Annotated in this window: 15 protein-coding genes; 3 read left to right on the forward strand and 12 right to left on the reverse strand. The window is 36.9% G+C overall.

Going from position 1 to position 16,546, the window contains the following annotated elements:
• Positions 1 to 184 precede the first annotated feature (184 nt).
• From WCQ00_02440 to serS, 10 genes are all read right to left on the reverse strand, one after another.
• On the reverse strand, positions 185 to 853 hold the full coding sequence (locus WCQ00_02440; GenBank protein ID MEI6042403.1) for a nucleoside monophosphate kinase: 669 nt from the start codon (positions 851 to 853) through the stop codon (positions 185 to 187).
• Between the two features lie 169 nt (positions 854 to 1,022).
• A complete protein-coding gene (uvrB, locus tag WCQ00_02445; GenBank protein MEI6042404.1) occupies positions 1,023 to 3,248 on the reverse strand; it encodes an excinuclease ABC subunit UvrB in 2,226 nt (741 codons plus the stop codon).
• A gap of 31 nt (positions 3,249 to 3,279) precedes the next feature.
• Positions 3,280 to 3,513, reverse strand: a complete 234-nt coding sequence (locus WCQ00_02450; protein ID MEI6042405.1) for a type II toxin-antitoxin system HicA family toxin — start codon at positions 3,511 to 3,513, stop codon at positions 3,280 to 3,282.
• Complete coding sequence (locus WCQ00_02455; protein ID MEI6042406.1) at positions 3,513 to 3,833, reverse strand: hypothetical protein; 321 nt, start codon at positions 3,831 to 3,833, stop codon at positions 3,513 to 3,515. The genes WCQ00_02450 and WCQ00_02455 overlap by 1 nt, the downstream gene beginning before the upstream one ends.
• A 623-nt stretch (positions 3,834 to 4,456) precedes the next feature.
• A complete protein-coding gene (gene tgt, locus WCQ00_02460) occupies positions 4,457 to 5,734 on the reverse strand; it encodes a tRNA guanosine(34) transglycosylase Tgt (protein MEI6042407.1) in 1,278 nt (425 codons plus the stop codon).
• 65 nt (positions 5,735 to 5,799) lie between these two features.
• Positions 5,800 to 6,678 carry a ZIP family metal transporter gene (locus WCQ00_02465; protein ID MEI6042408.1) on the reverse strand — a complete coding sequence of 293 codons (879 nt, stop codon included), beginning with the start codon at positions 6,676 to 6,678 and terminating at the stop codon, positions 5,800 to 5,802.
• 120 nt (positions 6,679 to 6,798) lie between these two features.
• Positions 6,799 to 7,020 (reverse strand): hypothetical protein, encoded by a 222-nt coding sequence (locus tag WCQ00_02470; protein ID MEI6042409.1) that lies wholly within the window; start codon positions 7,018 to 7,020, stop codon positions 6,799 to 6,801.
• A 259-nt stretch (positions 7,021 to 7,279) separates the two neighbouring features.
• Positions 7,280 to 8,695 (reverse strand): serine hydrolase, encoded by a 1,416-nt coding sequence (locus WCQ00_02475; protein ID MEI6042410.1) that lies wholly within the window; start codon positions 8,693 to 8,695, stop codon positions 7,280 to 7,282.
• A 69-nt stretch (positions 8,696 to 8,764) separates the two neighbouring features.
• Entirely contained in the window at positions 8,765 to 9,817 is a 1,053-nt protein-coding gene (locus WCQ00_02480) for a hypothetical protein (GenBank protein ID MEI6042411.1), read from the reverse strand.
• A complete protein-coding gene (serS, locus tag WCQ00_02485; GenBank protein ID MEI6042412.1) occupies positions 9,801 to 11,093 on the reverse strand; it encodes a serine--tRNA ligase in 1,293 nt (430 codons plus the stop codon). The genes WCQ00_02480 and serS overlap by 17 nt, the downstream gene beginning before the upstream one ends.
• Before the next feature lie 66 nt (positions 11,094 to 11,159).
• On the opposite strand from serS, the gene WCQ00_02490 reads away from it, so the two are divergent.
• The gene (locus tag WCQ00_02490) at positions 11,160 to 12,110 is read left to right on the forward strand and encodes a DNA-protecting protein DprA (GenBank protein ID MEI6042413.1); all 951 of its coding nucleotides are present in this window, start codon (positions 11,160 to 11,162) and stop codon (positions 12,108 to 12,110) included.
• Positions 12,111 to 12,989: 879 nt separating this feature from the next.
• A complete protein-coding gene (locus WCQ00_02495) occupies positions 12,990 to 13,226 on the forward strand; it encodes a hypothetical protein (GenBank protein MEI6042414.1) in 237 nt (78 codons plus the stop codon).
• 25 nt (positions 13,227 to 13,251) lie between these two features.
• On the opposite strand, the gene WCQ00_02500 is transcribed toward WCQ00_02495, so the two are convergent.
• A complete protein-coding gene (locus tag WCQ00_02500; GenBank protein ID MEI6042415.1) occupies positions 13,252 to 13,515 on the reverse strand; it encodes a hypothetical protein in 264 nt (87 codons plus the stop codon).
• Between the two features lie 67 nt (positions 13,516 to 13,582).
• Here WCQ00_02500 and topA point away from each other — a divergent pair, with 67 nt between their 5' ends.
• Positions 13,583 to 15,799, forward strand: a complete 2,217-nt coding sequence (gene topA / locus WCQ00_02505) for a type I DNA topoisomerase (protein ID MEI6042416.1) — start codon at positions 13,583 to 13,585, stop codon at positions 15,797 to 15,799.
• A gap of 84 nt (positions 15,800 to 15,883) precedes the next feature.
• On the opposite strand, the gene WCQ00_02510 is transcribed toward topA, so the two are convergent.
• Complete coding sequence (locus WCQ00_02510) at positions 15,884 to 16,498, reverse strand: ORF6N domain-containing protein (protein MEI6042417.1); 615 nt, start codon at positions 16,496 to 16,498, stop codon at positions 15,884 to 15,886.
• Positions 16,499 to 16,546: the final 48 nt, after the last annotated feature.

Consider the following 16,546-nt stretch of genomic DNA (forward strand, 5'->3'; position numbering starts at 1 on the left):
TTTTATTAGGTTTTAGACGGTTTTTATTGTGTGTATTTATGTTGTTTATAAAATACGATACGACAAAAACCGGCGTTTGGCCGTTATGGGTAGTATAGAGTATTTTAAGGGTGTTGGCAAAGAAAATGCCCGGCAGACCCCGAAGGGGGTCTGCCGGGCAGAAGGTTGGAAAATTCAAGCACAATCATCCTCGGAAGTACTCCGGCCACATCTTGTTGAAAAGAATACGTTGATACAAATTGACAGATTTCTTGCTCAGCTGGCCATCAATCTCACGATACTCAATCCCCAAGTCCTTGGCGGAATTCTTCAAAGTTTTGATTGCGGGTTCAGTTTTTCCAAAGTATTGCTCCCAGCGCGTAATAAACGCATCTTCATCGAGATCATCCTCACGACCACGTCCGTGGATACGGTGTCCGCACAAATAATGCGGAGTCGTGAAAAAGACAGTCATGTATTCAGGCGGAGCTACATTCAAAATACTCATCATGGTGAATACCGATGTATTGATTTGCCCCAAGGTCCTCGGGGAGCCATCGAGTACAAACAAACAATCACCATTGAAATCCTCAGCTCTAAGACCGTCGATGACTTTTGAAGCACCGTTGATTAGAGCTTGGTTCGATATACCATCTTCAACCAAACGTCCCGCCTTCATGTCACGCATAATTCCATCTGATTCCTCTGGGTGTTCGTCCCTGTAGAGCCTGATTTCATCACTAGTCGGGATTAAAATCGCCCTGACACCCGCTTTTCTGCAAAACGGCTCAACGATAAACTTGAATAGTGTTCCCTTGCCGCAACCCGGAGGTCCTGCGAAGGAAAGAGCTGCTCTCTTTGCTACTTTTGCCATTGTCTTGTTTTCTGGTTTGTGGTTTCTGATTTATAACTTCTATACAAAAAGGACATCCTGCCTACTTTAGCAGATAGGCAAAAAATAACATAAAAAAAGTGGGTTGGCAAGCAAAGGCCCCGGCGGAATTTTCCGCCGGGGCCTTTGCAACTACTCAAGCAGTCTACGACTATTGCAACATTTGTTTTCTTGCGCGTGATCCTTTGTTCACATCTCGCTTTTCTTTGTCTTCCTTCTTCTGCTTCTTCATCACACGCTCAGATAATTCTTTTATCTCATCACGGAGTATTGCTGCCGTTTCAAAATCCAATTCTTTAACAGCCTCCTCCATTTGCTTTTCCTTAGACTTAATCAATTTATCTGGATTCTTCGCAAACTCCAATTCATCCAAAAGCAAAAGATTTCCAACTGTCTTTTGATGCTCGCTTTTTATATGATCAGTAATATCATTAATTCTTTTTATAATAGTTTTTGGAGTAATTCCATGTTCTTTATTATATGCAAGTTGAATCTCTCTTCTTCTCTCAGTTTCTTTCATTGCCCTATCCATTGACCCTGTTATTTGATCAGCATACAAAATCACCTTACCATCAACATTTCTTGCAGCACGCCCGATAGTTTGAATCAACGCAGATTCTGAACGAAGGAATCCCTCTCTATCAGCATTTAAAATTCCAATCAAAGAAACTTCAGGCAAGTCTAGACCCTCACGTAATAGGTTAACTCCAACAAGAACGTCAAAGACACCACGTCTAAAATCGGTCAAAATTTGAATTCGCTCCAATGTTAGAATATCGCTGTGAATATAATTAGTTTTAATTCCCTGTTCTTTCAAATACTCTGTTAAGTCCTCTGCCATTTTTTTAGTCAGAGTTGTCGCAATAGCACGCTGGTCTTTCTTGATAACTTTTTTTGCTTCCTCAATAAAGTCAAAAATCTGCCCTGTGTTTCCATCGATCTTTTTTCCATCTGGTCCTTTTGCACCCTTAACTTTTAAAATCTCTGTAACGGGTTTAACAATAAGCACGGGGTCAATTAGTCCGGTTGGTCTAATGATTTGTTGAACAATTTGATCACTATGTTCAAGTTCAAATTTACCTGGCGTTGCTGTTGTAAAAATAACCTGACCAACTCTCTCTTCAAATTCAGAAAACTTCAACGGTCTGTTATCAGCAGCACTTGGAAGCCTAAATCCGTAATCAATCAAATTCTTTTTACGAGATGCATCCCCGGCATACATTCCATTTAGCTGTGATACGGCAACGTGAGACTCATCAATAACCGTTAGAAAATCAGGTGATCCATCCTCATTGTGTGGAAAATATGAAAGCAAAGTATCTGGTGCTTCCCCGATGGCCATTCCAGAAAAGTGCCTAGAGTAGTTTTCAATTCCATTACAATATCCAACTTCTTTTATAAGAGCCAGGTCATAAGTAGTTCTACGTCTAAGTCTTTCCGCTTCAATAATTTTATCTTCCTTATCAAGTTCCTTCAGGCGCTTATCAAGTTCTGCTTTAATATCAGCAACAGCACGAGCTCTTTCATTCTCTGGTGTGACGAAGTGCTTCGCAGGAAACAAAAACAAACTCTTTGTCTCTTCTATTATATTTCTTGTGATAGCATCGATGATAATAATTTCAGAAACTATTTCTCCTCCTGCCATACTTCCAGCCAAGCCTCCTTCCAATTGTCCCAAATCTTTTTCAATCTTCACTCTATAAACAACTCTCTCACTAACAGGCATTACTTCAATAAAATTCCCAACAGCTCTAAAAGTTCCTGGGTTTAAATCTGCATTTGTTCTTTCAAAATACATTCCAACAAGACGTCTTACAAACTCAGATCTATCGGCCTTCATTCCCTGCTCAATTTTGAAATTTACTTTCTCATATTCTTTTGGTGAACCCAAGCCATAAATACAAGAAACAGAAGCAACAATAATTACATCTTTGCGAGTTAATAATGCCTGAGTTGAAGCGTGACGAAGACGCTCAATTTCTTCATTGATCTGTGCCTCCTTTTCTATAAAGGTATCCGATGATGAAATGTAGGCTTCAGGCTGATAATAATCGTAATATGATACAAAATAGTGAACCGCATTATTTGGAAAAAACTCCCTATATTCTTGAGCAAGCTGAGCTGCTAGAGTTTTATTATGCGCGATTACAAGCGTAGGCTTCCCCACCTTTGCAATAACATTTGCCATCGTATAGGTTTTTCCTGATCCAGTAACACCAAATAGAGTTTGATATCTTAAGCCTTTATTAAGCCCAGTCAGTAATTTAGAAATCGCCTCTGGTTGGTCACCGGCTGGAGTGTATTCTGTAGATAGATGAAAAACCTCCGAGTTTTTAACGCTTTTTGAAGATCTTGAATTTTTCTCATTTTTATCCATATTTTTCTTCATACATTTATATTATAGATCCTTAAAAATTAAACCATTTTTTCTTATCTATTCCCGATTGAAGAATAATTCCCTTTAAAGTTCTTGGTTTTATAGCCTTACTTCCATGGAATGGAATGCACACATTTCTCAATATACCCTCATAGTTTCCAATATAATAAAAATGACTTGCATTTGTATAATTCAGTTTGAATCCATTCTCTTTTAGAAAAGATTCAGCATCTTTAAATGTCCAATTGACGTAGTTTTTTGACATTAGATTTTTGAAACTCCGTACATATTCACCAAATATGGAGACTTAATAGATTTTGACGAATTTGTCTTTTTTGTAGTATTAAGAAATGACCAAAGTTTTTCATACTCCTCATCTGTCTTTTGATTTAGCGAGTGAAAACGTGTGCCTTTTATTTTTTTTGCAGATTCAATATATCCGCTCACAGCTTGAAGTAAATTAAAGAAGGCTAATTTTGGGTCATCACTAGATTCGACTATATTAAATTCAAGGGCGACAGCATACCATGTGTCACCATCTTTAAAAACAATATGTCTGAATGATCCTTTAGTTAGAGTATTCATATCAACAATATAACACACTGGATTCAAAAAAACAAAAAAAAGGCCGGCCCTGCTTGCGCAAGACCGACCAGGTAGTTGTTCTCTTTCCATAAACATGAAGTGCGCAGGGCGCAACCAAATATCATCCAGGTTTATGATTCGGATAGTTTTACATATAAAGGTACCTACCTCAGAGTTAATTGTATCCTAGCTACTAACGTCACATAGCATTATCTTGAAGAACAAAACAAGAATTGATCATTCTCTTTACTTTACAATTTCGAGTTGGTTTGGGCCCGTGGACATTTACACACGCCCACCCGCTATTGTATTTGGACATCTAACGCCGTTGTTGTCGTAGCCCTTACGGCTATTGTTCAGGGATTCCGCTCTGAACTCGACTGGCTTTACTAACCTACCTAACAGTCGGACGGACCGTTCTGTCAGGGCTTTTGACGATATCTATCTACGTACTAGACGTATATTCGTTTATCGACTTGTACATAATAGCATAGTATCTATTTTGTCAAGCCTTTATAAAATAGCATAAAAACTGTCCAGCGATTTCTGGATTACATAATAAAAAAACAGCCCCGCCGGCTATAGGGCCGGCGGGGCTGGAACTTGAAATTAGCTTCGTTTAATTACTTAGAATTGTACCCCTTCAAAAAATCCTCCTTCATCTCCTTAAAGTTTCCATCTAAAATTGACTGACGCATTCTGTCTACCAAGTGTATTAAAAAATATAAATTATGAACACTAGCTAATGTTCCAGCAAGCATTTCTTTTGCACGAAACAAATGGGCTACATAACTTCTTGTATAATTTTTACAAGTATAACAATCACAACCTTCTTCTATTGGACGCAAGTCTTCCCTGTATTCTGTATTTAAAATATTTATTTTACCGGATGAGGTAATGATTGATCCATTTCTACCGTTTCTTGTTGGCATAACACAATCAAATAAATCGCAACCATTTTCTACCGCATTAAATAAATCCTCCGGTTCACCAATTCCAAGCAAGTGTCTTGGTTTATCTTTTGGTAATTCACTATTAACCCATGCGACTGCTGTAGACATATCTTCTTTATCAAATGACCCCCCAATCCCATATCCATCAAAATGCTCACCGTCAATATTCATTTCACTTAATGCTTTAGCACTCTCTCTACGCAAACTTTCGTGTCTTCCGCCCTGAACCACCGCAAAAAGAGCCTGGCCCTCTGCATAACCACTTTTTATATGATAGGCCAGACATTGCTTTGCCCATCTATGGGTTCTGTCTAACGCCTCTGCTTGATAGTGAATAGGTTCATGTGGAGATGTACATTCATCGAAAGCAAAAATTATGTCAGCCCCAATATCATTTTGAATTTGAATAGATTTTTCAGGAGTAAAATAATGTGAGCTTCCATCTATTATCGATCTGAACATTACACCCTGTGCATCAATTTTTGCCGATTTCATAACATGATCCTCAGTATCTAATTTAGACAACTCTGTTCTTTCAGGAAGCGGAATTTCATCTTCATAATCTGATCCAAAATTTTTATTAGCATTTCTGCCTTTTATTAATTTTGTTATACCCTTACCAAATGCACTACCTAATGAGAAAACTTGAAAGCCTCCGGAGTCTGTCATTGTAGGACCATGCCAATTCATAAACTTATGAATTCCCCCATGATTCTTTATTGTAGCCTCGCCTGGCTGTAAATATAAGTGATATGTATTTGCAAGAGCAACTTGTGCACCCAAATCTTTTAGCATCTCTGGTGGAATAGCCTTAACTGTTGCTTTTGTTCCAACAGTAACAAATGCAGGAGTTTTGATATCTCCATGGGGCGTATGAATAACACCAGCACGAGCCATCGTGCCTTGCTCCAATTCTTTTTCAATTTTAAATGAGAAGTTTTTATTCATTGTTTGTCTGGTTGTCTGGGGTCAGGCATCATGGTGCCTGACCCCAGACATGAGCACACTCTAATTTACATGCCCGCCAAATTTATTGCCGTGTACAAAACCACCATACCAAGAACTGTCATTACAGTAGTCCACTTAGTTGAGTGTTCATGATGACTCTCAGGAATCATATTACTTGATGCAATGTAAATAAAGAAGCCGGCAAACATCGCTAAAATTAATCCGAGTGTACTCTTTGGTATTGTAAAAAATAATGTAGATAAAACTCCAAGCACAGGAGCGATAGCATCAATCGCAAGCCATTTCAATGCCTCTTTTCTTTTGCCATTATTTTTAAGAATCATGTTTACAGTATTTAACCCATCAGAAAAATCATGAATCAAAACTGCAATAGTAACAATGATTCCAACAGCTTGAGAAACCTGAAAAGCAATACCAATAGAAATACCATCTATAAAACTATGAACGGAGAGGCTTAATGCACCAAGCATACCCTTTCTTTTTTCATGAGCTGATCGATTATTGTCATGTTCACCTTCATTTTCCTCCTCATCGAGGTGGTCATCATGACTATCGCTAACATCATGATCATGACCACAACAACAATCCTGATTATTATATTCCTCCAATACATCATCATCCAATTCAATTTCCTCTTCACATTCACAATACTCGCCAGTTTTATGATTATGAGAAATAACAAATCTATCGGCCAGCAAGTAGACAAGATAACCAAGTGCTACCACTGATATAACGCGAGCAACACCAAATACATCCCCAGAAAGAATAATAGCTTCAGGTATTAAATCGAAAAAAGCTACACCTAAAATTGCACCAGCACTAAAGCCGATAATTAAATGGAGCTTATCCTTGAACCTTAAAGCAAAAAGGCCGCCAAGGACAGTAAATATACACGCACAAAGACTTATTAATATAATAGACATAATTGATGCACAGCATACAACATTTTTAGCGATTTTACCAGAGAAGGCTATATTGTTTATTTAAGCAGAATATAAGTATGTATAAAAAACCGCCCCATATTGGAGCGGTTGTGCGAAGTGCTATTGAAAGCTGTTTACGAGCGGTGCGGGTTTTGGTATATAATTTATACCAGCTGTATTTAGGGACCTTTGTGTTTTAAAATTAGCAGGATCAACCATGTCAGCAGTGCGACCAATCGCATGAAAGAACTTTGTACCAGCCTCATCCATCGCCCCAAAGACGCCTGGCATTAAGACTCGAACTGCAATGAGCAAGACAACCAAACCTATTGCTTTAAACATATTGGTTTGTAATTAAGGGGGACCTTAGATGTACACTGACTAAGTATACATTGTCAGCTCATTGCTAACTCATCCCCCCTGAAAAAATTGGATTACTTGGACTGTCTTGGTCTGCACTATTTATAGGTATAGAAAAAGGCCTTGTAATCTAACCTTTTCTGGAAGGGTGGTGAGATTTTCAAGGACCTTGTTTCTCTGACTCTTATATTTTAACTTATTTGGTTTTATGTGTCAAATCCAATATATCACATGTGATATATTACTTTGCAATAGGTTCTGGTGCAATATTGTAGTATCCATTCTTTTTTAGGAAATTCAGAATCTTTACGACGTCACCTTCCCTATCACTTGTTCTCAATAGTATTATTGCAACCTTTCTCTTTCCACCTTTAGCCATTTGAACATCAAATAGACAGGTTGTAGTTTGTTTTGATTCATCGATAAAACCATTCTTTCCCCCTAGAAATGAATCCATCTTAAGCATAGCATTCTTGCTATACCATCTGTGATTTAAAATTTCAAATTGCCTAACTCTTGTTAAATCAAATATAACTGGAGTATTTTCATAAATGTATTTTGCTAGCTTAAACTGATCATCAACGGTTGAGACGTTTTTTGGATCAAGACCACTTGGATCATTATAATAAGTATCAGCCATACCTAAAGAAATGGCCTTCTTATTCATTTCTGACATGAACTTATCATGACCAAATGAATCAGCTAATACCTCGGCTCCGTCATTGCTTGACTCCATTAGAAGCGGATACATTAAATCGCTAACTCTAATTGACTCACCTAAAAGTAACTCCCCTTCTGTGCCAAATGTATTATATGAACTCCTAGATACTGTAGCCATAGACTTTGGATCCATTTGTTGATACGTAATAACACCAGTCATCAATTTTGAAACTGAGGCCAAAGGATAGACACCGACATCTTGGCTTTCTTTTATAGTCTCACCGGTAACGAGGTCTGCCACTAAAAAAGATTTTGCTGAAAGAGACGGAAAATGTGCTACGTCATTTAGTCTATAAGCGCTAGCGTTTCCAATTTTTTGACTGGTTGAACTTCCGTTTACATCAGTTCCATCATCTGAACCTCTCGCTTCCCCTGACTTTGTAGCTGCACTCATACCAGCAACATTATTTGAATTATTAATGTTTACAGCAATAGCGCTGTTGCCTACAAAAAAATCCTTAAGGTATAAAACTGATTGAGTCAGAAATGATGACACAGAGACAGCAAGAATAACAATCACCGCTCCCCATTTTATTTTAGCGAAGGTTCCATGAGAATTTAAACCGCTTGTTTTTGTTAATTTAAAATGTGGACCATGGAAATACAAATTAAAATATTTTGCAAAAAAACCAGCAATGGGTCCTGTTTTTTTCTTAGCAAACACATATTCATCATTTTTCTTAGCAGTAAAACCTAGAGTTGCCAGATCTGCAACAGAACAATTCTTGCATAGTGCATCCATATTATTTTTATGGTGTGTAACGTCTTGCTCATCTCTCTCCCTTGGCGCCCCAAGATTCATGTATTTAGGATCCTCTACTGGTGAATATTTTAACAAATTATTATCAGCAATATCCGAGATAGCTTTTATACTATCTTTATAATCATTATCATAATTACCCTGATATTTTTTCTGCTGATTTAATTCATCGTTCATAAATAACTTACCTAAATTATACCAAAATTATTCAAATATACCATAGCTAACTACTGTTGCTGTATACTTTTACTGAGTCTTCTTTTTAACCACAGTTTTGGCTTTATTAACCACGATTGAGGTGCTTGTTGATGAACGAGTTTTAGTACTTGTTGATATTTTTGTTTTTGGCTTCATCTTTACAACCAAACTCGCTCCAGAAGAAGTAGTGTTACTTAAAGTACTTGAAATAGTTGAGGTACTTGATGATCCAACAACACTAATTATACCAATAGCAGACATAACATTAGCTGTATTTCCTAGTTTTAAGAACACCTTATTTCCAAATCTAGCGTCTATATATTCAAACAAAACATTACCTGAAAGTTGTTTTGTACCTAGGGCTGTATTTAAAACACTCAAGAAATTTTCCCCTACAGGTAATGAAATTTTAATTTTTCCATTATTTACGATTTTAAATTCAACATCTTTTGAATCCGAAATTAACACATACTGAGTGATAAGATTTTTACTGACTAGATTTTGTCTGATTTTTTCTAATTGATCTAGGGTAGTTGAAGAAAACGTTGTAGATGTTGAGTTAGTATTGTAATCGATAAATCTTGTAAGACTTTGGTCCGGCTCCCCCACAACCCGTTGAAAAGCTCTTATATTTGAGTCAATAAAAAAACAATCAGTGAACGCCCCACTCACAACAGACTGTTCCGTCTTACAACTAACTGCCACCGCATTTTTTTCAACAACAGAAACCTCTAGTTTGTTTGTATCAATTGTCCTAATTTGAATATCTTCAAACGCACCAAATTTTTTTAGCAAATCTTCTCTTATTCTTTCTTTGGGATAAAATAGAATATTTTTTTTAGGAAATACTAAAGCATAACTTCCGTTAACCTGAGAATCTACTTCTGCAATTACGTCTTGTGTACTCACAGACTGTAATCCCTTAACCTGAATTTCAGATATTGCAAAAGTTGCTGTTCGGGATATGAAAATAAGTCCTACTATAGTAAGTAGTACTACAATTCCAAAAATTACCCGCTTTACATTTTTTACCTTCTGTCGTTTTTTGTAAACAGCGGAGTATTTGAGAACATCTTTAGTGTGTCTAGAGGCTTTTTGCATTATCTTCCTTCTGAATAATAGTTATACCACCCATATAAGGCTTAAGTAGATCTGGAACTAAAATTGAACCATCTGCTTGCTGATTATTCTCAATAATTGAAATCAGTACGCGAGGTGTTGCTATAGCTGTGTTATTTAATGAGTGTGCAAATCTTAACTTTCCTTCCTCGTCTCTATATCTAATGTTAAGGCGTCTTGTTTGAAAATCGTGAAAATATGAAGAAGAATGAGTCTCACCGTACTTATTTTCTGACGGCATCCAAGCTTCTATGTCATACTTTTTAACTTGTCCAAGACCAATGTCCCCTCCACAGTTAATTACAACATGATGAGGTAATCCAAGAGCTTGCAAGAATTCTTCTGAGTTCTTTGTTAATTCCTCATGAAAAGAAACTGATTTCTCATGTGATGCTTCACACAAAATGACTTGTTCTAATTTGAAAAATTCATGAACTCTATACAACCCTTTTGTTTGCTTACCATGACTTCCTGCTTCCCTTCTGAAACATGGAGAAAAAGCTAGCATCTTTTTTGGAAGTTCTTTGAGGTCAATTATTTCATCGGAATAATATGACATAGTTGCAACTTCTCCAGTTCCTGCCAAGTAATCCGTATCTTGAGTTTTATAAAGATCATCTTCTCCTTGAGGAATATATCCTGTGCCAAGTAGAGTTTCCCTTCTAACAAGTGATGGGACAATCATTGGATCAAATCCACGCTTTGTGAAAAACTCCATTGCTGCTTGCCAGACTGCAAACTCCAAACGAGCTCCTCCATTTTTAAGGAAGTAACCACGGAAGCCGGCAACCTTTGTTCCCCTTTCAAAATCAGCCATATCATTTTGAAGCAACAGGTCAATATGATTCTTTGGTTCAAAATCAAATTTAGGAATCTCGCCCCATGTGCGTATTTCTTGATTTTCAGAATCATCAACACCTTCTGGAACTGACATGTCTGGGATGTTAGGAACAGCAACCATCATTTGTTGCCAATCCTTCATAATTACTGTAAATCTTTCTTCCTCTATTTTAATTAACTCCTTTAAATCACGCATTTCTGCAATTAGACGGTCTCTTTCAACCTGATCAATAACTGGGTTTGTAATTTGCTCCCCCACCTTATTTTGCTCAGATTTCTTGTTCTCTATTGCAGTTAGCAAGGCTCTTCTTGCGTCATCTACTTCTAGTAATTTATTAACATCAAAGTTTATATGCTTCTTTTTAGCACCTGCGTCTATAAGATCCTTATTTTCCCGTATGAATTTAATATCTAACATATTTTCTTTCGTTTTTCTTTATGAATAATTTATAGAAACATCATATCATATTGATACACTTTGGTCATGCAAACAAAACAATTAAAAGCAGCGCTTTATCCAAGATTATTAAGACAGATTAGTGACCCACCTCGTACCTTATACTATATATATAAGCCAGATGAAGACATGGAGGGCGTAGACTCAGACAAAGCCAGCAAAGAAGGCTCGCTATTGTGGCGCATCGCTAATGATGAGACCCTTAAAATTATATGTATCGTAGGCTCCCGCTCGTATACTGAATATGGACAACTAGTATGCGAGAAGCTAATAGAGGGTCTTTCACTATATAAGGACAAGATTGCCATAGTGTCAGGTCTTGCAATAGGAATAGACAGTATTGTTCATAGGTTATGCTTAAGATATGAAGTGCCATGTATTGTAATTCCTGGATCAGGACTGAATGCGGATGTTTTATACCCTAGGACAAATGTCAGGCTAGCTGAACAAATATATGAATCAGGCGGAGTATTTCTTTCTGAATTTGAGCCGGACGCAAAAGCCAATGTTTGGACATTCCCATTAAGGAATAGAATAATGGCAGGTTTGTCAGATATGACTGTTGTAATTGAAGGCAAAAAAGATTCTGGAACAATGATAACAGCTCGTATGGCTTCAGAATATAATAGAGAAGTTTTAGTTGTACCTGGATCAATTTTCAGTATTCATTCAGAAGGCCCCCGCGAATTAATTAAACAAGGGGCCATTCCAATATCGTCAGCAGTGGACATTACTGACGCGTTAGGAATTACAGAATATACAATCAAAGAAGTTGCACAATCTCTATTTGATTCATGCTCTGGAGAGGAGAAAGAAATTTTAGATTTATTAGATTCCCCAATTACACCAGATGAAATTTGCAGACAAACCGGATTTAATATTTCCAAGGTACTTGTCACTGTCTCAATGCTTCAGATGCGTGGATTGGTTGAGGAGAGATATGGGAAGGTTTATTCCAAACTGAGTTTAAGAGGTTGATAGAATATTTATTCAAATGGTTCAAATGGTAGACAAAATCACAGATACTTGTATTATATCTACACCATCTAGCGGTCAAAGCTTTCTGGTGCCAAAAGGTTAGTGTATGCAATCGGCTCGTTCTAGACCCCTGCGGTCCTCGGCCAACAGCAAGTTTCCTTTTTGGTATAGTACCTTATAAATAACTAACTTCCTCAGTGGAGTAAATACATGGTTAATCTGATTCCAGAAGGCCGTTTTAGGCGAAAAAAGTCAGAGCGGTTTAGTCTTATGCCAGGTTACGATCGAACTAAGACAGCGAGTACTCACGCTCGCATAAAACCAAAACTAACACGCAAGGTACGCGTGTTTTTTTATTGCAATAATTTCATTCGCTAAAATTTGCACCAACCCCTCATTATGTTACATTATACAAAGCTCTTTATCCCAAACACTTGGTTGTATTTTTTAGAACTTATCAGAGTCTTAAAAAATGCAACCACATTAAGTTGCAGAAACTAGAAATACATCGATATGAATATACCCAATATACTAATCATACTATTTGATCTAATCTCAACCCAAAACCAACAAAAGAAGAAACGGAAGCGAAATGGTCTATTCTCAAGAACTAATTTTGTTCGAAGAGAAGATACAATCGCATCTCCATCCACAGGTCCAAATACCCAAAACAAATGCGGACCAGCACAAACCTGGAGGGGAAAATCCCGTATCTACTAGTTGCAAATCACGCAGTTCAAAACAGCGAGGTCATAATAATCAAAAGACCTCGCTTTTAATTTGATTATTTTAAGAAATTTGCGGTTTATTACAAATTGACATTAACATAGATGGTGCTAATCTAACTACTGAAGTAAGGACGCGGTGTTCTCACTCGGAATGATTAACATCAAAAAAAAAGAAAGGTATATTATGGGATGGGGAAAATGGAAAAAAGATGGCAAGGAACACGTCAAAGAAAAGACGGTTCAGACTTCAAGTGGAAAAGAACATCACACTCTCCGATCAAAAAATGGAGATCGTGAAAATCACTCCCACGTTTATGTCAAAAGAAACAACAACGGGAGTAGCTCTGCGCACTATGAGCCCCCAAAAAAGGAAAGGAGGCCGAACTGAATTAGGCCAAATCAAACATATATAGCTACGATACCATACAAAATGTCGTAGCTATTTTTTTTAATATTTTTTCCTTACTTAATGAACCCACCGACTCATCCTCTTCGCAATAAAGCATTAAGTCAGTAGCTATATCCCTAACTGAATCCTGATAATCTTCATTTTCGGAAATATCAAAGAATATTTTTTTTAACATCCAGTTATTTGGGTTGCCAAAATCCTCCAATTTTGATGCGGCTTCTGATAACTCGCTCAGTCCTTTAATTTTTTCTATTTTCTCCTCATTCATAATAATATTCTATCATATTATTACCTAAATTTGCGCAATCCCGATATCTGTAGTATTAATTATAGACATGTCCAAACAACTTCTTATCGTTGAGTCTCCATCGAAAGCAAAAATCATTTCCAAATATCTTGGAGGTGAATATGATGTAGTTGCTTCAGTTGGTCATATTAGAGAACTACCAAAGAGTAATAAGTCAGCAATTGATATACCCGGAGGATTCATTCCTCACTATGAAATTTCTGCTGGAAAAGAAAAGGTTGTCGCAGATATTAGAGCTCGAGCAAAAAAAGCATCAGCAGTGCTTCTGGCTACTGACCCCGACCGTGAAGGTGAATCCATTGCTTGGCACTTAAAAGAAGCGCTTGGTCTTAAAAATCCAAAGCGTGTTGTTTATTATGAAATTACGAAAGAAGCTATAAAAGAGGCCATTGAACACCCAAGAGAAATTGATGATAATCTAAGAAAAGCTCAAGAAGCACGAAGAGTATTAGATAGACTTGTTGGTTATGATCTATCTGGAGTTATATGGAAAAAAGTTAGATACGGACTTTCTGCTGGACGAGTTCAATCCCCAGCACTTAGAATTCTTGTTCAACGTGAGCGTGAAATTAGAGCTTTCATTCCTGTTGCATATTATCCAATTTCTGCTGACTTCAAAAATAAAGATGGAGCGCTTTTGCAAATGTCATGTACAGAGGAAATTAATAACAAAGTAAGAGCAGAAGAAATAACAGCATTAGGTGAGAAAACTATTTGGAAAGTTAAAGATATTGAAGAAACAGAATTAAAAAGAACTTCTCGTCCCCCATTTACAACTTCAACTCTTCAGCAAGCAGCATCATCGAGACTTGGATTCACTCCTTCAAGAACTATGGGTATTGCGCAAAAATTATATGAAGGTGGACACATTACATACATGCGTACAGATAGTACAAACCTAAGTGCACTCGCTATTGCCGAAGCACAAATTGTAATTAAAAAAGAATTTGGCGATAAATACGCAGAATCGAAAACATTTAAATCAACAAGCAAGAACGCTCAAGAAGCCCATGAGGCCGTAAGACCAACACACCTATCTGTTGCAAATGCAGGTGGAAATGAGGAGGAGAAAAAACTATATACATTAATTAGAGCAAGAACTTTAGCTTCTCAAATGGCCGATGCAAGAATTGCTAGAACAAAGATAATTGCATGTGCAAATGGAGATGAAGAAACTAATTCAAAGTTACCAAACTTTACGGTAACAGGATCACGTGTAATTTTTGATGGATGGCTACTTGCAGACCCAGCTGCTGTTGGTGAAGATGTTATTCTTCCAAAGACAGAAAAAGATGAACCTCTAAAATTAGAGAAAATGGTTTGGGTTGAAAAGTTTACAGAACCACCAAGTAGATATTCTGAAGCTGGTCTTGTTAAGGAACTAGATAAAAAAGGCATTGGCCGCCCTTCAACTTATGCAAGTATTATTAAGACTCTTGAGACTAGACAATATATTGAGAAGATAAATAAATCTCTAAAGCCAACTGATACAGGTGAGGTTGTTATTTCATTCCTTGAAGAGCACTTTATGAAGTATGTTGATTACGATTTTACAGCCGATATGGAAAACGAGCTCGATGAAATTGCAGCAGGAAAAGCAAAGTATATTCCAACAATCAAAAAATTCTATGATCCATTGGTGAGCGCTATTGCGGAGAAAATCGATATTGAGAAAGTTACAAATCTTGGCGATGCTGACCCATCACTTGTTTGTCCAAAATGTGGAGCAAGCATGATTATCAAGCTTGCAAGAACTGGAAAGTTTTTAAGCTGTTCTAAATATCCTGAATGTGATGGTGCGTTAACAATGGAAGGAGTTTCTATAAAAACTGATGAGCCTATTGGGGTTGATCCAGAAACTAGTTTGCCCATCTTCACAAAGATAGGAAGATTTGGTCCTTATGTTCAACTTGGTGAAAAGACACCTGAGAACAAGAAACCAAGAATGGCATCTATTCCAAAAGAAGTTAATCCAGCAGAAGTTACTGTTGAGCAAGCTTTGGTTTATTTATCTCTTCCTCGAGTTTTAGGAAAGCACCCAGAGAGTGGTAAAAATATTACAGCAAGCATAGGAAGATTTGGACCCTACATAGTTCATGATGGTGATTTTAGATCTCTTAAAACTGACGATGTTTACAAAATAACATTAGAACGAGCTCTTGAAATCCTTTCACTACCCAAGGTGGTTGGTAGACGTGGAAATTTTAAGAAGAAGGAAGTGGAGGAAGTGCCTAAAGCGGAATAAGCGTAAATAAAAATGTTGGTAGAAAATCTTGAGGTCACAAATTGTGACCTCAAACAAAACTATATTATTAGCCATTTAGCAAAGTTATTCCTTTAATGCAACAAAACCAAATGGTCCTTTAGTTTTTTCTTTTTCTGTAGTTAATAATCTTATAACCCTGAATATTTCCGTAAAATTAATTTCATTATCAATCTCCATTTCTTCAACTTTTTCTTTTAAATCCTTGTAATCATTCACCATTTCATGCAGCCTTGTGAACACTCTGATTATTTGAATATTTACTTGTATAGCCCTATCGCTATTTAACACACTTGAGAGCATGGCAATTCCCTGCTCGGTAAAAACCATGGGGATATATTTTATATTCTGACCTCTTGTCTTTAAATTATCTTCCTGGAATCCTAAACCTTCACTGAATACATGAACTCTGTTCAAGGTCGCAAATTGCGACCTTGAACAGAGTTCATACTCCTCCTTTGTCAGCTGGAACATGAAATCCTTTGGAAACCTTCTAAAATTTCTTTTTACAGATTCGTTCAGTCTCTTTGTTGTGACCCCATAAAGCCTAGCTAGATCTTTATCCAGCATCACCTTCTGTCCTCTGATTATATAAATATTCTCTTTAATATTATCAACACTTAAGGAAATCTCCTCTATTTCCTCTATTTCCTCTGTTTCTTTTACTTCTTTTTTTTGCATGACAAAATCATAACAAATAAAGATGAAGAACTTATAAATAAATTCTAA

The organism is bacterium, assembly GCA_037127815.1.
GTDB lineage: Bacteria > Patescibacteriota > Minisyncoccia > Phycocordibacterales > CAIZLB01 > CAIJKW01.